We start from the raw sequence: 18091 nt of genomic DNA, 5'->3' as shown, positions 1-18091 counted from the left end.
TGTTCTTTTGACGAACGATAGATTGAAGAAATTTACCATCTTTCTTTTTGGTGCTTATATAGTTTTGGGATTAATTAATTTTTTCGTTTTTGACATGAGTTTAGAAGGTGTTGGGGATAGATGGATAGTTTATTTTGGTGATGGAGGGTTCTTTGGTCAATTGAACCCCATGACTCTAATTATGTCATTTGGGATTATGTTTCTGTTGGTTTTAGTTGCAAGGAGCATACATTTTGAGCGAATCCCCGGAGGCTTACAGGCTGCTGTAGAAACCTTTTTTGATTATTTTTGGGAAATGGTGGAAGATTCTGTTCCCAATCCTAAGTATAGGAAACAAACTTTCGTTATAGCTATGAGCTTTTTTCTGTATATAGCTGTTTCAAACGTACTTGGAGGAATACCTGGAATAAACGTTGTTCCTGTTGAGAATGGGTTAAATCTGCAATTATTCACGGATACCTGGTACACACCTACCTCCGATTTAAATGTGAATCTTACATATGCCTTGATGGTTTTAGTGGTCAGTCATTTTTTTGCTGCAAGGTCCAAAGGTGTGCTGAGATGGCTTAAATCTTTCTTTGAGCCAAACCCGTTGTTGTTCCCTATTAACATAATAAGTGAATTAGCTAAACCAATTTCCCATTCATTAAGGTTATTTGGTAACGTCATGGGTGGAGGGATATTGGTTTTGATTATTAGTTATATGCTGAAATATTTTCTTTTGCCAGTTTTCTTATGGGGTTTTTTTGGTTGGTTTATTGGGCTCATTCAGGCCTTTGTTTTTGCTTTGTTAACTATTGCGTATATTGGTTCTTTATTAGAATAAAACAAAATTTATTAAATCTGAAAAAACTAGTTTAAGGAGGAGAAAAAGATGGATTTATCTACTATGCTTCAAAATTTAGTTTCTGAAGGTGGTTCCATTGGATGGGGTTTATATTATTTAGGAAAGTTATTGGGAGCAGGCGTTGCAATGGGAATAGGAGCTATAGGTCCTGGTGTTGGAGAAGGTAACGTTGGTGCGCACGCAATGGACGCTATGGCAAGGCAGCCGGAGATGAGTGGGAATTTAACAACGAGGATGTTATTGGCAATGGCGGTTACAGAGTCAACCGGTCTTTATTCTTTGGTTGTTGCTTTGATTTTGTTGTTTGTTCTTCCTTAAGTGTTTATTTTGCTGAGAATTTTTAGTTTCCCCCCAAAGAGGTGAGAGTATGATATCTTTTAACTTAACATCAATAGTAAATCTAGTAGGTTTTCTGGCTTTTATGTTTCTTATGTACAGGTTGTTGTACAAGCCGTATTTTGATATCACAGATAAAAGAAAAAAAGAAGTAGAAAAGAATTTAAACGAAGCGGAAAAATTGAGGTTAGAAGCCCAATCAAAGAAAGAAGAGTTGGATAAGCAGTTGGCTGAAGCGGACGATAAAAGACGCGAAATTTTGGCGAATGCTGATGAACAAGCCAAATCCATAGTAAAGTCTGCTCAACAAGAGGCTGAAGAGCAAAGGAAAATTATTTTAGCCAAAGCAGAAAAAGAGGCTGAGGATATTAAAGAAAGTGCAGCAAGAGAATTACAATCGAGAATCGTTTCTCTAGCTGTTGCTATTTCTTCTATGATATTAAAGGAACAGATCGATAAAAAGAAGAACGAAGAGTTGATAAGAAGGGCTATAAACAGTTTAAAAGACAAAGGAGAATTGTGATGAAAGCTTCTTATTTTTTGGCTTCAAAGTATGCCCAAGCCCTTTTGAATACTTTGGAAAAGAAGGGTGAAATTTCTAGATTAGATGAGTACGTAGAAGCGTTTCAAAGGTTAAAAAAAGCTCTCGATAGTAGTGAAACTCTTAGAGATTTGGTTTATAGTCCGTTGGTTCCTACAAAACATATAGTTACAAGGATGAAAGAGGTATCAGAATTTGAAGATACGATTTTTATTCAATTTTTGGAAGCTTTAGTTGATAAAAGGCGTCAAAATTTGATCCCTTTTATGTCTCTTATTTTGTATCAAGAGAGTTTAGAGAGAGAAAAAGTTGTAGAAGTGCGGCTTATACTTCCGAGTAGGACGACTAATAAAGTGATAAATCAAATTAAGCAGGCAATTCATAATAAAACAGGAAGAGAAATTAAGTTAGTAACAGAATTCAATGAAGATCTTATAGGTGGATTACAGTTATACATCGGGGATAAGTTTTTTGATTTCTCCGTAAAGGGATTTTTACAGAACATTCAATCCGCCTATGCCCCAGTTGGTGGAGGTGAAAATATTTGAGAGTTAATCCAGATGAGTTGACAAAAGTAATAGAAGAACGTATAAAAAGTTATGAAAGTGGAGAGATAAAAGAAATAGGATGGGTAATGCAGGTAAGCGATGGTATCGTTAGGGCTTACGGTTTAAAGGATATCATGACCAACGAATTGGTTGAAATAGAAACATCTGAAGGTGAAAAGGTCTACGGTATAGCTATGAATTTAGAAGAAGATAACGTTGGTATAATAACCTTGGGGGATTACAAAGGAATAAAGGAAGGAGACAAATTAGTTAGAACCAACAGAATAATAGAAGTACCTGTCGGAGAAAAGATGTTAGGTAGAGTGGTTAATCCTTTAGGTATGCCTTTGGATGGGAAGGGTGAAATAAATACCAAGGATTTTTATCCTATCGAAAGAAAGGCTATGGGTGTTGTAACTAGGAAACCTGTTGATACCCCTCTTCAAACCGGTTTAAAAGTGTTGGATTCTTTGATTCCTATAGGAAGAGGTCAAAGAGAACTTATAATCGGAGATAGACAAACTGGTAAAACCGCTATAGCTATAGATACAATTATAAATCAGAAAGGTAAAGATGTTTTTTGTATTTATGTTTCGATTGGACAAAAGTCCTCGTCTTTGGCAAGAACGATCGATAATTTAGAAAAGTATGGTGCAATGGATTATACTGTAGTGGTTGCGGCAGATGCTTCAGATCCTGCCTCTTTACAGTATATAGCCCCTTACGCTGGTGCTGCAATTGGAGAATATTTTATGTTTAACGGTAAGGATGCGTTGGTAATATACGACGATTTAACCAAACATGCCGCTGCTTACAGAGAAATATCGCTGTTACTTAGAAGACCACCTGGAAGGGAAGCGTATCCTGGTGATATTTTTTATTTGCATTCTAGATTGTTGGAAAGGGCGTCTAGGTTGAACGAAAACTATGGAAATGGATCTTTGACAGCTTTACCAATAATCGAGACACAGGCGAACGATATTTCTGCATATATTCCTACCAACGTTATTTCAATAACGGATGGCCAGATCTATTTAGAAACAGGGTTGTTTAACGCAGGGATAAGACCTGCTGTTAACATAGGTTTATCTGTTTCAAGGGTCGGTGGAGATGCCCAGACGAAGGCGATGAAAAGGGTAGCTGGATCTTTAAAATTAGACTTAGCACAGTACAGAGAGTTAGAATCCTTCACTCAGTTTGCTGCTGATCTTGATGAGGCAACAAAGAAACAGCTAACAAAAGGAGAAAAGCTCACTGAATTGATGAAGCAACCACAGTATTCACCAATGGAGATGGAAGAACAAGTTGCCGTTATTTACGCTGCCAATGAAGGTTATTTGGATCAGATCCCTACAGATAGAATAAGTGATTTTGAAAGACAATTTTTAGCTTATCTTAAAGAAAATTATAGGGATACCTTAAATAAGATAAGAGAGAGCAAAGACATAGCAGATGAGATAAAGAAAGAGCTGAATGAAGCAATCTCAAAATTTTTGAATGTGTTTAGATGATTGGGGTGATTTTAAATGAGTCGTGGTAATTTAAGAGCCATTAAAAGAAGGATCGCCTCTACAGAATCTACTATGCAAATAACAAGAGCCATGCAGATGGTTGCTACAGCTAGGCTCAACAAAATACAGAAGCGATGGAAAGACGTAAAAGATTATTCTAATTACGCAGAAAGAATTCTAAAAAAAGTTCCCTTTGTTGAAGAAAGCTTATACACTCAAAATAGTGAAGGTTCTTTAATCTTTGTGATCACCCCAGACATGGGTTTAGCTGGCTCTTTTCCATCTGATCTAGTTAAAGAAGCTTTAAGGGTGAAATCTAAGCTGGAAGATTTTAAAGGATACTTTGCATTGGGTGCAAAGGGCTATTCAGGTTTAAAGAGTGAAACAGTCTTGGAAAAAGAGATAAATTTATTCGACATTCCAAAGGTTGATCATGCGGAGTATTTGCTGGACATTATTTTTCAAATTATGGAAAATAAAGGCATTAGCAAGGTGAAGGTTGTGCATGGAGAGTTAAAAAATGCCTTGATACAGTTACCGAAAACTTATGATCTACTTCCAATAACAAAAGATAAATTTGAAATAGATGCCAGATACGAATACGAACCCGAGGAAGAGAAAGTGTTTGAAGATGCTGCATATCAGTATCTTCTCTCTAAAATGTATCTATTTTTATTTGAAACCAAGTTGAGTGAACTTCATGCTCGCCAGAACGCAATGAAAAACGCCACAGATAACGCGCATGATTTAATAGAAGAGTTGAACCTTGAATACAACAAGCAAAGACAAGCCTCTATTACCCAAGAATTGATAGAGATTGTTAATGGGGCGAATATGCAATAGGAGGTAATTCGATGCAAGATCAAAAGGGTAAAATAATATCTGTTATTGGACCTGTCGTCGATGTGAAATTTCCCGAAGGCCAGCTACCTAACGTTTACGATGCTCTAAAAGTAAAAAACGAGTACTCAGGTGAAGAATTAATACTTGAAGTTGAGCAATTAATCGGAGACGATACAGCTAGATGTGTTGCGATGGATTCTACCGATGGTATAAGAAGAGGTCAAGAGGTTATCAACACGCTAGAGCCAATAAAAGTTCCCGTTGGAGATACCACGTTGGGAAGGATGGTCAACCTTTTGGGGAAACCTATCGATGAAAAAGGAGAGGTTGAAGGGGAAGAATACTGGCCAATCCACAGGGACCCTCCATCGTTAAATGAACAAGATACATCGATTGAGATTTTAGAGACGGGTATTAAATGTATAGATCTTTTGGCTCCATTCCCCAGAGGCGGGAAAATAGGATTCTTCGGTGGAGCTGGAGTAGGTAAGACCGTTCTTGTTATGGAACTTATAAGAAATATAGCTAAAGAACACCAAGGGATCTCTGTATTTGCAGGTGTAGGTGAAAGAACCAGGGAAGGTAACGACCTTTGGCTGGAAATGCAAGAGACAGGGGTTATTGATAGCACGGCGTTGGTGTTTGGTCAGATGAATGAACCCCCTGGGGCGAGGTTCAGAGTTCCTCTAACCGCGTTAACTATCTCAGAATACTTTAGAGATAGGCAAAAAAAAGACGTCTTACTTTTCATAGATAATATATTTAGGTTTGTACAAGCAGGATCAGAGGTGTCGGCTTTATTAGGAAGAATGCCCTCTGCTGTAGGATACCAGCCAACATTGGCATCGGATATGGGACAGTTGCAAGAGAGAATAACATCCACAAAAGATGGATCTATTACCTCTGTTCAGGCTATTTATGTTCCTGCGGACGATTTCACGGATCCCGCACCTGCCACTACTTTTGCCCATTTGGACGCAAATATAAACCTTTCAAGGAGACAGTCAGAATTGGGACTTTATCCCGCAGTTGATCCATTAGATTCCACATCAAAGATGTTGGATCCCAATGTAGTTGGCCAAGATCATTACTCGGTTGCAAGAGAAGTCAAAGAAGTTTTGCAAAGGTATGAAGATTTACAAGATATAATAGCGATTTTGGGTATAGAAGAATTATCAGAAGAAGATAGACAGATAGTGAATAGAGCCAGAAGAATTCAAAGATTCTTAACTCAGCCTTTCTTTGTTGCAGAAAGGTTTACAAATTATTCGGGTAAGTATGTTAATGTAGAAGATACTATCAAAGGCTTTAAAGAAATACTTGAAGGGAAGCATGATGATTTACCTGAAAGCGCCTTTTACATGGTGGGTACGATAGAAGAAGCCGTAGAGAAAGCGAAAAAAATGAATGAATGAAGTGTTTGTAAGGCAGGTGGTATAAATATTTAAATTCAAAGTTGTTACCCCAGAAGGGGTAAAGTATGAAGAAGACGTTCAGTATGTAGAATTTAAAACAAAAGAGGGGTCTATGGGAACCTTAACTCAAAGGTTGCCAATAGTGACTTCTTTGAGAATCGCCCCTGTATCAATAAAAAAAGCAGATAACTCAGTTGAGAGTTTCGCCATCCATGGTGGTATTTTGGAGATGACGGGGGAGGAAATGACCATTGTTACCACCGCTGCTGAAAGATCGGAAGATATAGATGTTGAAGCCGCAAGGAAAGCTATGGAAAGTGCCCAAGAACAGATTAAGGCAACGGAAGATCAATTTAAAAAAATAAAATTACAAACAAGAATTGAGAAGAATCTTCTGAGGGTCAATATTTCAAAGAGAAAGTAAATGGCTTTTTAATTATCTTTGAATTAGGTCTATTTTTGTTTTTATCCTCTGCAAATCGTTGTAATTTTTTTCTAAATAATTATCTTTGATAGCCTTTAAATAACTTAAGTTGAGCCAAATTTTTTCCCTTTCTTTCAATGAGGTTCTATCTTCCTCTAGAATAGAAGGGGAAAATATTTTTTGATCTGTTAGAACATATGCAAGCAAATTATTAGCTAAGTCTTGATTGTTGCCAGCCACAGGACTTTTGCTGAATACTAAGTCAACTTCTTGAATCTTCAAAGTTGTTATAACAGCGGGATTTATCATTTCTTCTGGAAGGATAAAAGAGATTTTATAAGAGTTTATTGAGAATAATCTATGAGTTAAACTTCTTTCCTGGTTTATGAAGATAACTTGATTGTTGAAAAGTTTGAGAATATCGTTTTTTAGAAATAGAATCAAATGAATTCCATAAATATTGACAATTTCAGAAATCAAGTGTAATTTGCGGTAGTGGATGTTTTTGTTAGAGGAGAAAAAAAAGATATAAAAACCTTGGTTAATACCTTCAGCAAGCTGTTTTATTATGCTTTTTGGTTTCAATTTTTTTATTACGTATATACCTAAGCTGTTCTTATTATAACTTTTGGGTTCTTCAATCATTTTTAAAGACTCAAATAATTCTTTTTTAAGAAAATTATAACGTAACTTTAAGAACAGATGTTGTGATCTCATTTTTTACCTCAACACCTTGACATCATAGGTGTGAATTGTTTCTTTCAAATCCGATAAATACTTTCCAAAAGAGTACATATAATTTTTACTCTTTTTAAAATCAAGTGTGAAATAAATAGCGTTTTTGATCACGAATTCGTTTTTGTAATTGGGAACGATGTAGGACACCGTAGATTCGTTTTTCGACGTGTTGATAATTATCGCCGGTATTTTTACAATTCTCAAATTAGACTGAATATGCAGGAGTACTTTTCTTTCTAAATTTTCAGAGAAGTTCAAAGATAGAACGATTAAATCCACTTGATACAAAAGATTCAAGAAATAAAATTCAAAATTTAGAGCATCGTTGGTAAACCCAAAAGATAATAAAACATCTTTTTCTGTGATGAACCTATTATCCTTGTTTAAGTATGTTTTGTTCCTGTTTATATAACATTCTACATACTCTTTGTTATTGATAGCAATAACCTCAGATTGGTCGTTTAAAGACCAACCTGAGGTGGATAATATTAAATCAAAATCAAAAAATTCCATTGCATTTGCTGAGTTTCCTACAAAAATTCTCATTTTCCAAACTTTTCGTAAAAAGTTTTATATGCCAAATAAGTTTCGTATATATCCGCTTTTGATGCCACTTCATACGGAGAGTGCATCCCCAAAAGCGGCACGCCGGCATCCAAAACGTCTAAACCTTTTTCAGAAAAGAAAAGGGCTATGGTTCCTCCTCCGCCTCTATCTACTTTTCCCAATTCTCCCATTTGCCAAGATATGCCTTCTTGATTGAAAAGATTTCTAACTTTTCCTACTAATTCAGCATTTGCATCGTTTGTTCTGCCTTTGCCACCTGAACCTGTGTATTTCATAAGAGTTATACCGTAACCAAGTTGTGGAGCGTTGGATAAATCGTGAGCTTCTTTGTAATTTGGATCAACAGCAGCTGACACATCGGCTGAAAGCAAAGTAGAATTGGTGAGAATTTCTTCTATGTTTTGAATTAGTTCTTCTTCTTTTGCTAAAGCAGCAATTTTCTTCAAAACGTAGATCCAGAAATGATTTTTTGCTCCTGTATTTCCATCGCTACCTATTTCTTCTTTATCGACTAGTAAAACTGCCGGGTTTTTTACAGATGTTTGAGCATCGATTAAAGCGGTCAATCCTGTGTAGGCACAGACCCTATCGTCGTGTCCGTAGGAAGCTAAAAGGCTTTTATCCAATCCTACATCTCTAGCAGGAAGTGCAGGAACGATTTCCAATTCAGCACTAACTAAGTCTTCTTCTACGATTCCATATTTATCGTTCAAAATCTTCAAGATATTTAACTTAACTGGATTTTTAATCTTATCGGTTTCATCGTAGGAAATAGCAGTAGTACCAACTAATACATTCATTTTCTCGGCTTCAAATGCTTCCGAAACCTTTTTATTAGCCAAATCTCTATCGAGATGTGGCAGTAAATCTGATATTACAAATACGGGATCGTTTTCGTCTTGTCCTATGGAAACCTCTATTTTACTTCCATCGCTTTTTATTACTACGCCATGTAATTCAAGAGGTATGTTGAACCAGTGATACTTCTTCACTCCACCATAATAATGAGTCTTTGCCATTGCAATATTCTCATCTTCCACTATTGGCTCGGGTTTCAAATCAAACCTTGGTGAATCTATGTGTGCACCTACTATGTTGATACCATCCTTCAAAGGATTGTTGTACTTGAACGCAAATACCGCTTTGTCTCTGTTTACAAAGTAAACTTTATCACCTTTCTCTATCTTTCCAGAGTTCACGTAATGAGAAAGAGGTTTGAAACCGTTTTTTTCAAGGAGCTCCACTGAGTATGTAGCTGCCTTTCTTTCAGTTTTAGAAAAGTTGATAAAATCCTTGTACTGTGAAGTATACCTATCGATATCTTCTTTGCTTCTTTTGCTCCATACACTTTTCTTTTGAAAAGTTAAACTTTTTTCTAACTCTGTTAGGTCCATTAGATCACCTCCAATAAAATTTTACCATATTTTTTTGAAAATAAGCACAGTTAAATAATTTTTCATGCAGTTCTGATTTATGAATACTCAAATAATCCGTTTATAAATGATTAGGAAGAAATATTTCGAAATAGAATTGATTACGATGTTTAAACTTAAATTTTCTTCAATTTTATTATTTGTTTAAAAAGTATAAAAATATTATAATAGAAACGCTAACACAGAGTTAGACATTTTAAAGACAATTAAAAAAATTTTATAAGGGGGCGTTTTTATGGAAAAGAAAATTTATCCAGAGTTGACTATGGATTTTGTAAGGGTTACAGAAGCATCGGCTTTGATGAGTAGTTTATACTTGGGTTGTGGTAATCTGGAAATGATTAAGCATAGTTCTATCGATGCTATGAGAGGTATGTTTGATTACATAGACTTTAAAGGGAATATAGTAATGAGTAAATACGATAAAGAAAATTCAAATATGCTGTACGTCGGTGAAAAAGTTGGTAGTTGGCAAGATGAAACTTTCGAAATGGATTTAGCTGTTGATGCTATAGACGGAGTGAAATTGGCTGCTTTCGGCTTGCCAAATGCCATAAGTGCGGTTGCCGCCACGGTGTCGGGAAGCATTAAATTACTGCCGACTTTTTATTCTTATAAGCTTGCTGTAGGTCGTGAATTAAAAGGTAAATTGGATTTGAGAAAACCTATGAAAGAGAATATAAAAATTGCAAGTGAGGTTTTGGGAATTGCACCTACGGAACTAACTTTTGTTATTTTGAATAGGCAAAGGCATGAAGAGATTATAGAAGAGATTAAAGAAGCTGGTTCAAGAATAAAATTAATAAGTGATGGAGATATTACAGCTGCCATAGCCACCGCCGTTCCCGATAGTGGGGTGGATATCTATGTTGGTGTTGGAGGAACTCTTGAAGGGATACTCTCGGCTGCTGCTTTAAAAACGCTTGGTGGAGAAATTCAAATGAAATTGTGGGCAAGGGATAGAATTGAAGAGCAATCGATCAAGGAAGAAGGTTGGGACCTTGAAAAGATCTTTTATACCGATGAAATAGTTGGTGGGGAAGATGTAATATTTTCTGCTACGGGTATAACCGATGGAGATCTTTTAAAAGGCGTGAAATTTGTAAAAGGTTTTGCTTACACTCATACACTTACGATGAGAAGTAAGAGTGCAACCGTAAGAAAAATAGAGTCTATGCATAATTTAAAAAATAAAACTATAAGGTTGAAATCTTTGGAAGAGGATAAAAGATTAATCGATTTGAGGAATGAGTATATTAATTAATTATGTTGAGACTCCTTTTTCTTTTGTCCTTGTCATAAGTAAGATTACCCCTTCAAAGGCTATTTGTAAATAATAAGTTGCAAATCTCCACAACAGTACAGTAGTAGAAACGAATCTTCCAGGCATGAAACTGGCAAGAACGATACCATACAATGCTTCTACCCCACCTGAGGACCCTGGGGTAGGTATGTAATAGACGACAAAGTTCATTATTATAAAAAGTATGAATACTTCAAGAATGCTGTAACTTCCTGACGTAATTGATGCTAGTGTAATGTGCAAACCTAAAGAATGAAAAAAAACGATGAAACCTCCAAGTATAAAGTCTATTGTAACTATATGTGCCTTTTCGATCCATAGCGTTTTGATACTTAACTTTAGCTCTTCCAACCAATTTTCTAATTTTTGTAATCTTTGTTCGAATTTCGATTTGTTTTTTAATGGGAATATCTTCAGTAAAAAATTAAACAACTTATATATCAATTTTGGGTTTAAAAATAGTAAAATTAACAAAGCAGAGAACCCTAAAGCGGCTATAATACCAATAATAAGTATATATTTCCCAGTTCCTATTCTGCTTAAAATATTCATTACTCTTCTTATGAAAATTAAGATAACGGCAGAAGAGAACAGTAGATTTTCTACAAGCCTTGACAACACTATATTTGTAGCTAAAGTGGATTCTATTCCTAATTTTGTAAGATGGTATATTTGATATGGTTGCCCACCACTAGCCATCGGGGTAATATTTGACATAAAATAGTATGAAATGGTATTATATAGGGCATCTTTAAACTTTATTTTTTTGTGAAAACTTAACGTGACTATGTACAATCTTATTAAATCGATCAAATAAGCCATAGAAAAAACTACAAAAACCTTCACAATAAAGAGTAGATTGATTGTTTTAAGGGTGGCGAAGGTTTCTTGGAAATCAGCAAAAAAAGAGATCACAATGTTGATGACTAAACCAATAATTAAAACAACGATTAGATTAATGATTATTTTTTTTCTACTAAGTGCGCTTTCATTGTCTTTGCCTTTATCCTCAGACATTTTTTCCTCCTGTATGGATTTTTTGCTTTATACCTTCTTCATAGATATTTTTTAATTTTATAAAGGCTTTTTCATCGCTATAATTTTCAAATAAGATGTAAGACTTTTTCTCGTATTCAGCGTATAACTCTTTGTTAATATTAAGCTTTTTGATTGTCTCAACAAAATCTTCCACTAAATTACCAGATAAATAGTATGGAGAAAATATTTGTTTGTAAACTGGTAAATCTCTCAGTACTAAAGGTAAACCACTTCCAGCTGCTTCAATTACGACTAAACCAAAGGTTTCATGAAAGGAAGGGGAAAAGAAAATATCGGATAAAGAATAATAATCGATCATTTTTTCTCTATTTATAGTCCCGGCGAAATTGACATTATTAGGAGCTTTTTTTATCAACTTGTTCATTTCTTCGTAACCTTCGGTGAACTGTTTAAAGGGCATTCCCCCAGCCCAAATGAACTTCATGTTCTTTAATCTTTTAGCGGTTTCCACGAAATCTGTTATACCTTTTCTAGGTTGAATCTGTCCGGCACCCAAAATTATGAAATCATCGTCATTATACCCATATTTTTTTCTTAAATAAGATTTTTGAGTGTCTTTTTCCTCGGGTTTTGTGAGAAACAATTCTTTTATAACAAAGTTTCTAAAGATCACAATTTTATTAGGATTTATCTTGAGATCCTTAATCAATTCATTTTTGGTCTCTTCACTGACTGCTAAAATGCAATCAGAAGAGTTATAGAAATATTTTAAATACCTATTGAAAAAAGGTAACCATAGCTTGTTGAATTTTATACTCCCTTTCAACGAATTAGGAACTATATGAGCGGAAATGACACAAAAAGAATTTTTCTTATTCTTTAACAACGAAAAGAAGCTTTTTATATTGAGAGTATGAATATGTAAAACATCGTAATTTCCTAAAATTTTGTTCTCATATATAGTGTAATCACTGTATTTTTTTAAGATGTATTTGTGATCCGATGTGGCAGAATACACCCCCTGACCAGGGTATTTCTCAGCTATTGATAGAATATCGATTTTCATATTTTCCCTTCTCAAAATTGGAATTTAAATGAATTTAATAAGTCTTTTTAGGTTTTTGTTATAAACTTTTGAATAGATCATAGCAGAGTTATCGACTATAAAATCTCTGAAGACATAACTATCAAGGTATACCTTTTTTCTATAAAGATATTTATCTATCAACGTGTTAGATAACCCTTTTTGAGACATTAAACTCAATGGAAATCCTATACTTTCTATTTCGTACTGGGCTAAATCTTGTAAGGTTGTTTCAACCTTTTTAGTTGATTTTTGTTCTCTCTCTCCAAATAACGTACTTTTTATATCTTCTAATTGCTGAACTTTTCCCTTCACTCGCTGAGTGGTTTCTCTTAGTAGATTTTTACGGTTGTTGTTAAAATAATCTAATGCGCCTGATTTGATTATTAATTCCACAATATTTCTGTTGATATTTTTGTTTATTATGAAATTAAAAAAATTTTCTAAGCTTAAGAGTTTCGCTTCTTCAAATATCTGAGAAACATTTTTACCTATTCCTTTAATTATATACAAAGGTAGTATTAGATCTGTTTCACTTGCTAAACCAAATGGATATCTAATGTCGGGTAACTTTATTTTCACACCTAAAACTGATGCTTCATTTATTATATCAACATCGATGCCTTTTATTTTAACATATTCTAAGAAGAAATGTGAAGGATCTTTAAATTTTTTTTCTGAAAGCCAGTAAGTAATGTGAGCGTATGCAACCGCATGAGATTTATTAAAGGCATACTGAGCAAAGTTTTCTATCTGAGAAAACAATAAAGTTGCTTCTTTTTCGTCTATCTTTTTTGAGGCGTTGGTAACAAATTTGTTTTTGAAGGTTGTAATTTTGTCTTTCTCTTTTTTAGATACTGCTTTTCTCAATAAATCTGATTCTTGTGGAGAAAATTCTCCTAAGATTTGAGCGATTTTCATTATCTGTTCTTGGTAAACTAAAACTCCCTTTGTCTCGGGGAAGATTTTTTTCAAATATTCTGGGGAGTCATCATTAACGTATTGATCTATCATCCCAGATTCAAGGGGTCCGGGCCTGTTGATGGCTAAAAGTAAAACAAGCTCTTCAAAATTTTTAGGTTTTATTCTTTGGGCTAATTTTTGCCCTAATTTTGAGTCCAATTGGAAGATGCCTTTTGTCAAACCTTTAGATAGGTAATGGAAAGTTTTTGAATCGTTAAGCTCCCGGTACTTTTCTTTTATCTGTAATCTTTTTAAGAAGGTCAACGTGTCCAAAGCTAAAATGTCGAACTTTTCCACTCCTAAATATTTTAAATCAGACATTTCCCATTCTATTATAGGTACTTCCTTTTTTTCCACAGGAGAAAAGGTTCTAAGGTCATTTTGGGAAATTATTAAACCCGCTGCATGTACTGACTCTGCAACTTCTATTCCTTCAAGATAATAAGCGGCATAAAAAAAGGTTTTCTCTTTTTGTGATAAAGATTTGAATTTATCGATGTTCTCTTTGCTTCTTATTGGGGTGTTTATTTTGGCTTCTAAATTGTATCCAAGTAATTCTTCTGCCTTTTTTAAAGCAGATTTAATTTTCATGGTTGAGTAGGTCCTGATTTGAGAGATCTTGTTTTCTCCAAATTCTTTTTGCAATGCCTTTATTAGATCAACCCTTTTCTCCGCGTCGATATCCAGGTCTATATCGGGTAATTCATGCCTGTATTCGTTTAGAAATCTTTCGAAGAGGAGACCGTATTCAATAGGATTCACCTTAGTTATTCCTAATTTATAAACTAAAAAGGAACCTACTGCTGAGCCTCTTCCAGGTCCGACCGAGATGCCATTTTTTTTAGCGGTGTCAACGATTTTTTTAACCGTTAAAATATAATTTTCTACTTTTAACTTTTTTATTATGTTCAGCTCGTAAGATAGCCGTCTTTTTTCTTCGAAAGTTAGGTCTTTTTGTGAAATAGTATCTGTTAGATTATAGTCGGTAACTTTGTATTCATCAAATCTATAGTTTCCTATATTGTAATAAGTTTCTATATTTGAGAAAATAGATAGTTCATTTTGATATTTTAAACTATCTTTGATGCAAAGAGATTCTTCATCTTTAAAAATATCTTTTAAAAAGTCAGTTGGATACTTCACATAGGGAAGATCCAAATCGATTTTTTTTAATCTTAAGTTGTTTCCTAATCCGTTGTAGTGCATTATAGCTGATCTAATATCGTTGTTTGTTTGCAATAAGTACTTGCCATTTGCCGTTTCATACAGGATTATTGGCTTAATTCTATACTTTTGGGCATAAACGATAAAACTCACCCATGATCTTGGGTGCGGTTCTGATAGAACTATGGAATTGTACTCATATCTTTTTGCTATGGAGAAAAGGTCCCTTAGCTGAAGATATGATTTGCCAATGCTTTTTGAAGTTACCACAGGTCCTAAGATCTTCAATGGCAGAGCCTCCATCAAGAATTTTGCCTTTTTAGGTTTGTTAAAGTGATCAAAAGACTTTTAAAATCTTCGGGTAAGGGGGCCAAAAATTCCATCCATTCGTTACTTTTTGGATGATAAAAGCCTAATTTCAAAGCATGAAGCATCTGTCTATCTACTGATATTTGAAGATCTTTTTCGACTTTATTTTTTCCATACAAAGAATCTCCAATTACAGGATTACCGATGTATTTGAAATGCACTCTGATTTGATGTGTCCTTCCTGTTTTCAACCGTATCCAAACCAATGTGGCAAGATCTCCAAATTCTTTTAAAACTTTGTATTCGGTTATCGCTTCTCTTCCGTTGTACACAACAGCCCTTTTATGCCGTAAAACAGGATGCCTCCCCAAAGGTAAAATTATTTTTCCTTCCTTTTCTTTCAGCGTTCCTTCTATTAGGGCTAAATAGTATTTCATTGTCTTTCTTTCTTTAAATTCTTTTGAAAGTAAGTTATGAGAATAAACATTTTTTGCTACGACCAACACACCGGAGGTTTCTTTGTCCAACCTATGAACAATACCTAATCTGTTTGGATCCTGCATAGTTTTGTCAAGATCCTTTACATGGTGCAGCAGGGCGTTCACCAAAGTACCGGTTTTGATATTTGGTGTTGGATGTACTATCAATCCAGCAGGTTTGTTGATAACGATTAACTCTTCATCTTCATATAGTATATTTAATGGTATATTTTCTGGTAAAATTTTCTCTTCTTTGGTTTCTTTTACCATTTCATAAAAATCTATTTGAATTTCGTCGCCTTGTTTAACTTTGTAATGAGGTTTCTTTTGAGTTCCATTGACGGTAATTTGTCCTTTGGTTATTGCGTTTTGAACGAGATTTCTAGAAATTTCAATGGGAATTTTTTCGACAATGTATATATCAAGCCTTTTTTGTTCATCTTCCCTTTCAACTTTATACATTCTTTTTTCCATATTTGCTCCTTTTAAAAAAATGGTATAATAAAATCACACCACCAAACGTCACGAATATATCAGCTACGTTGAATATAGAAAAGTTTGGCCAATATATCATATCTACAACGTATCCTAACCTGATTCTATCAAAGATATTACCTAAAGCTCCTCCTATAATAAAAGCGATACCCAAGTCAAAAGACGTAGTAAAAAACTTATATTTTTCTTTATATTTTTCTTTTAAGATAAAAAGAAAAATTACTATTAGTGTAGAGAAGATTCCATGAAACAAAGCCATATCTTTAAAAAGTCCAAAAGCTATGCCTGTGTTTTCAACGTAAGTCAATTGGAAAAATCCAATTTTAATTTTTTTTCCCAGAAGAAACGTTTCTGAAAGTTTTTTAGTTAATTGGTCAAAAAAGATAATAATAGGTATAACCCAATTCATTTGTTCAATCCTTCCTTTTCACTTTATTATAGCTGATATTGATTATAACACTTTAGAGGTAAAAATTGTCACTTTACCGTTAAAAATCTTATCAACCGGACTGTTAGACGAAGGTACTCAATCACTTTCATTCTTATAGGTGGGCTACGGGGTAAAGAGCACAAAAGTCTTTTCCACATGCGCGGGCTGCGGGGCCAAAGTGCTGAAACTCCTTCATCCTTAGAGGGCGGGTAGCAGGGCAAAGGTGCTGAAAGTTTTTCATCCTTCTGGGTGGGGAGCGGGGCGAAGGGGCGCTAACACAGGTTTTAGAGTTCCTAAAGGCTGTAATTTTAAACAAATGAGGAGGAAAGATATGGAAGAAAGAATTCACAACTTCGATACTTTAATGGTTCATGCGGGTTTTGAAAAAGATCCAACCACCGGGGCTAACGTAGTACCAATTTACCAGACTTCATCTTATACCTTTGAAGATTCAGCTCATGCCCTTAGGCTTTTCAACATGGAAGAAACTGGGAACATATATACACGTATAATGAACCCGACGACCGATGTGTTGGAGAAAAGGGTTGCTGCTTTGGAAGGTGGTGTGGGCGCTTTAGCCACTTCATCGGGGCAAGCTGCAGAAGCGATAGCAGTCTTAAACATTATGGAAGAAGGGGATGAAATACTTACAGCAAGCTCTTTGTATGGTGGAACATTCACATTATTTAAGAATTCTTTGAGTAGATTTGGCATAAAAACCCACTTCTTTGACATTGACGATGTGGATAGCTTGAAAAATAAGATAAATAATCGGACAAAGGCGGTTTATGTGGAAACCATTGGTAATCCCGAACTTTCTGTACCTGATTTTGAGCAGATTTCTAAGATAGCTCATGAGAATGGTATACCTTTGATCGTAGATAACACCTTTGCGACACCGTACTTGTGCAGACCTTTTGAATTTGGCGCTGATATCGTTGTTCACTCTTTAACCAAATATTTGAACGGGCACGGTAATTCAATTGGTGGAATTATTGTTGATAGTGGAAATTTCGACTGGAACAACGGTAAATTTAATATGTTAACTGAAGAAGATCCTGCTTTTCATGGGATAAGCTTTTATAAAAAATTTGGAAATGCTGCCTATATCTCAAAAGCCCGCTCCCAATGGTTAAGAGATCTAGGGGCTTCGATAAGTCCTTTCAATTCTTTTTTGATATTGCAGGGCATTGAAACATTGAGTTTAAGAATGGAAAGGCATTCCTCAAACGCAATGAAAATTGCAGAATTCCTATCCGAAGATTCGAGAGTGAGCTGGGTAAATTATCCAGGACTGAAAAATCATAAGGCTCATAAAAATGCGGTTAAATATCTAAAACATGGTTATGGAGGGATGCTTTCCTTCGGAGTAAAAGGTGGAGTAGAAGCTGGGAAAAGATTTATCGAAAGTTTAAGAATATTTTCCCATGTTGCAAATGTTGGCGATGTTCGATCACTCGCCGTTCATCCTGCTAGTACCACTCACGGGCAATTGAGTGAAGAAGAACAGTTGGCTTCTGGGGTAAGTCCTGATATGATTAGACTATCCGTTGGAATAGAAGATATTAATGATTTGATTGAGGATATAGATTCAGCTCTAACTAAAGCAACTAAGAATTATTAACCTTAAAACAAAACTGTAGGGCTAACTTATTAGTTGCT

General features: G+C 34.9%; 18 protein-coding genes. 10 read left to right on the top strand and 8 right to left on the bottom strand.

Annotated elements, in window-relative coordinates; all coding sequences use genetic code 11:
• Nucleotides 1-7: 7 nt before the first annotated feature.
• The 8 genes from atpB to atpC are packed head-to-tail and all read left to right on the top strand — an operon-like array spanning nt 8 to nt 6465.
• Nucleotides 8-826, top strand: coding sequence for a F0F1 ATP synthase subunit A (atpB, locus tag NAAC61_RS06690; RefSeq protein ID WP_103065127.1), 819 nt, complete (start codon nt 8-10; stop codon nt 824-826).
• A 48-nt stretch (nt 827-874) separates the two neighbouring features.
• Nucleotides 875-1165, top strand: coding sequence for a F0F1 ATP synthase subunit C (locus NAAC61_RS06685; protein ID WP_199171171.1), 291 nt, complete (start codon nt 875-877; stop codon nt 1163-1165).
• A gap of 49 nt (nt 1166-1214) precedes the next feature.
• Nucleotides 1215-1706: a F0F1 ATP synthase subunit B gene (gene atpF / locus NAAC61_RS06680; RefSeq protein WP_103066407.1), complete on the top strand. Its 492-nt coding sequence runs from the start codon at nt 1215-1217 to the stop codon at nt 1704-1706.
• Entirely contained in the window at nt 1706-2272 is a 567-nt protein-coding gene (atpH, locus tag NAAC61_RS06675) for an ATP synthase F1 subunit delta (protein ID WP_202695561.1), read from the top strand. Before atpF ends, atpH begins: the two co-directional genes overlap by 1 nt.
• Nucleotides 2269-3783 (top strand): F0F1 ATP synthase subunit alpha, encoded by a 1515-nt coding sequence (gene atpA, locus NAAC61_RS06670; protein ID WP_202695560.1) that lies wholly within the window; start codon nt 2269-2271, stop codon nt 3781-3783. Before atpH ends, atpA begins: the two co-directional genes overlap by 4 nt.
• A gap of 15 nt (nt 3784-3798) precedes the next feature.
• Nucleotides 3799-4626, top strand: coding sequence for an ATP synthase F1 subunit gamma (gene atpG, locus NAAC61_RS06665; protein WP_012208573.1), 828 nt, complete (start codon nt 3799-3801; stop codon nt 4624-4626).
• A gap of 11 nt (nt 4627-4637) precedes the next feature.
• Nucleotides 4638-6041 (top strand): F0F1 ATP synthase subunit beta, encoded by a 1404-nt coding sequence (gene atpD, locus NAAC61_RS06660; protein ID WP_121958952.1) that lies wholly within the window; start codon nt 4638-4640, stop codon nt 6039-6041.
• A 25-nt stretch (nt 6042-6066) separates the two neighbouring features.
• Nucleotides 6067-6465: an ATP synthase F1 subunit epsilon gene (gene atpC, locus NAAC61_RS06655; protein WP_103065121.1), complete on the top strand. Its 399-nt coding sequence runs from the start codon at nt 6067-6069 to the stop codon at nt 6463-6465.
• A gap of 12 nt (nt 6466-6477) precedes the next feature.
• On the opposite strand, the gene NAAC61_RS06650 is transcribed toward atpC, so the two are convergent.
• The 3 genes from NAAC61_RS06650 to NAAC61_RS06640 are packed head-to-tail and all read right to left on the bottom strand — an operon-like array spanning nt 6478 to nt 9164.
• Nucleotides 6478-7182, bottom strand: coding sequence for a hypothetical protein (locus tag NAAC61_RS06650; protein WP_202695559.1), 705 nt, complete (start codon nt 7180-7182; stop codon nt 6478-6480).
• Nucleotides 7183-7185: 3 nt separating this feature from the next.
• Complete coding sequence (locus NAAC61_RS06645; protein WP_012208569.1) at nt 7186-7749, bottom strand: hypothetical protein; 564 nt, start codon at nt 7747-7749, stop codon at nt 7186-7188.
• Entirely contained in the window at nt 7746-9164 is a 1419-nt protein-coding gene (locus NAAC61_RS06640) for an aminopeptidase (protein ID WP_121514847.1), read from the bottom strand. Before NAAC61_RS06640 ends, NAAC61_RS06645 begins: the two co-directional genes overlap by 4 nt.
• 274 nt (nt 9165-9438) lie before the next feature.
• Between NAAC61_RS06640 and glpX the strand changes: the two genes are divergently transcribed.
• On the top strand, nt 9439-10467 hold the full coding sequence (gene glpX, locus NAAC61_RS06635; RefSeq protein WP_202695558.1) for a class II fructose-bisphosphatase: 1029 nt from the start codon (nt 9439-9441) through the stop codon (nt 10465-10467).
• Here the strand turns inward: glpX and NAAC61_RS06630 are convergent, their stop codons facing one another.
• From NAAC61_RS06630 to lspA, 5 genes are read right to left on the bottom strand one after another with little or no spacing between them, the layout of a single operon-like run.
• The gene (locus NAAC61_RS06630; RefSeq protein WP_202695557.1) at nt 10468-11523 is read right to left on the bottom strand and encodes a lysylphosphatidylglycerol synthase transmembrane domain-containing protein; all 1056 of its coding nucleotides are present in this window, start codon (nt 11521-11523) and stop codon (nt 10468-10470) included.
• Entirely contained in the window at nt 11516-12571 is a 1056-nt protein-coding gene (locus NAAC61_RS06625) for a glycosyltransferase family 4 protein (RefSeq protein ID WP_103898415.1), read from the bottom strand. The genes NAAC61_RS06630 and NAAC61_RS06625 overlap by 8 nt, the downstream gene beginning before the upstream one ends.
• 24 nt (nt 12572-12595) lie before the next feature.
• The gene (dnaE, locus tag NAAC61_RS06620) at nt 12596-15004 is read right to left on the bottom strand and encodes a DNA polymerase III subunit alpha (protein ID WP_202695556.1); all 2409 of its coding nucleotides are present in this window, start codon (nt 15002-15004) and stop codon (nt 12596-12598) included.
• A gap of 14 nt (nt 15005-15018) precedes the next feature.
• Nucleotides 15019-15978 carry an RluA family pseudouridine synthase gene (locus tag NAAC61_RS06615; protein ID WP_202695555.1) on the bottom strand — a complete coding sequence of 320 codons (960 nt, stop codon included), beginning with the start codon at nt 15976-15978 and terminating at the stop codon, nt 15019-15021.
• The gene (gene lspA, locus NAAC61_RS06610; protein WP_202695554.1) at nt 15959-16408 is read right to left on the bottom strand and encodes a signal peptidase II; all 450 of its coding nucleotides are present in this window, start codon (nt 16406-16408) and stop codon (nt 15959-15961) included. The genes NAAC61_RS06615 and lspA overlap by 20 nt, the downstream gene beginning before the upstream one ends.
• A 352-nt stretch (nt 16409-16760) precedes the next feature.
• Between lspA and NAAC61_RS06605 the strand changes: the two genes are divergently transcribed.
• Nucleotides 16761-18053 carry an O-acetylhomoserine aminocarboxypropyltransferase/cysteine synthase family protein gene (locus NAAC61_RS06605; RefSeq protein WP_202695553.1) on the top strand — a complete coding sequence of 431 codons (1293 nt, stop codon included), beginning with the start codon at nt 16761-16763 and terminating at the stop codon, nt 18051-18053.
• The last annotated feature ends 38 nt before the right edge of the window (nt 18054-18091 follow it).

It is taken from the genome of Petrotoga sp. 8T1HF07.NaAc.6.1, assembly GCF_016772115.1.
Lineage (GTDB): Bacteria > Thermotogota > Thermotogae > Petrotogales > Petrotogaceae > Petrotoga > Petrotoga mobilis.
Note: the sequence above shows the minus strand (reverse complement) of the source record. Positions and strands in the feature narration are given on the sequence as shown.

Coding starts and splice junctions, on each gene's coding strand:
- NAAC61_RS06685 (WP_199171171.1), top strand. CDS start 875: ATGGATTTATCTACTATGCTTCAAAATTTAGTTTCTGAAGGTGGTTCC.
- atpF (WP_103066407.1), top strand. CDS start 1,215: ATGATATCTTTTAACTTAACATCAATAGTAAATCTAGTAGGTTTTCTG.
- atpH (WP_202695561.1), top strand. CDS start 1,706: ATGAAAGCTTCTTATTTTTTGGCTTCAAAGTATGCCCAAGCCCTTTTG.
- atpG (WP_012208573.1), top strand. CDS start 3,799: ATGAGTCGTGGTAATTTAAGAGCCATTAAAAGAAGGATCGCCTCTACA.
- atpD (WP_121958952.1), top strand. CDS start 4,638: ATGCAAGATCAAAAGGGTAAAATAATATCTGTTATTGGACCTGTCGTC.
- NAAC61_RS06650 (WP_202695559.1), bottom strand. CDS start 7,182: ATGAGATCACAACATCTGTTCTTAAAGTTACGTTATAATTTTCTTAAA.
- NAAC61_RS06645 (WP_012208569.1), bottom strand. CDS start 7,749: ATGAGAATTTTTGTAGGAAACTCAGCAAATGCAATGGAATTTTTTGAT.
- NAAC61_RS06640 (WP_121514847.1), bottom strand. CDS start 9,164: ATGGACCTAACAGAGTTAGAAAAAAGTTTAACTTTTCAAAAGAAAAGT.
- glpX (WP_202695558.1), top strand. CDS start 9,439: ATGGAAAAGAAAATTTATCCAGAGTTGACTATGGATTTTGTAAGGGTT.
- NAAC61_RS06630 (WP_202695557.1), bottom strand. CDS start 11,523: ATGTCTGAGGATAAAGGCAAAGACAATGAAAGCGCACTTAGTAGAAAA.
- NAAC61_RS06625 (WP_103898415.1), bottom strand. CDS start 12,571: ATGAAAATCGATATTCTATCAATAGCTGAGAAATACCCTGGTCAGGGG.
- NAAC61_RS06615 (WP_202695555.1), bottom strand. CDS start 15,978: ATGGAAAAAAGAATGTATAAAGTTGAAAGGGAAGATGAACAAAAAAGG.
- lspA (WP_202695554.1), bottom strand. CDS start 16,408: ATGAATTGGGTTATACCTATTATTATCTTTTTTGACCAATTAACTAAA.
- NAAC61_RS06605 (WP_202695553.1), top strand. CDS start 16,761: ATGGAAGAAAGAATTCACAACTTCGATACTTTAATGGTTCATGCGGGT.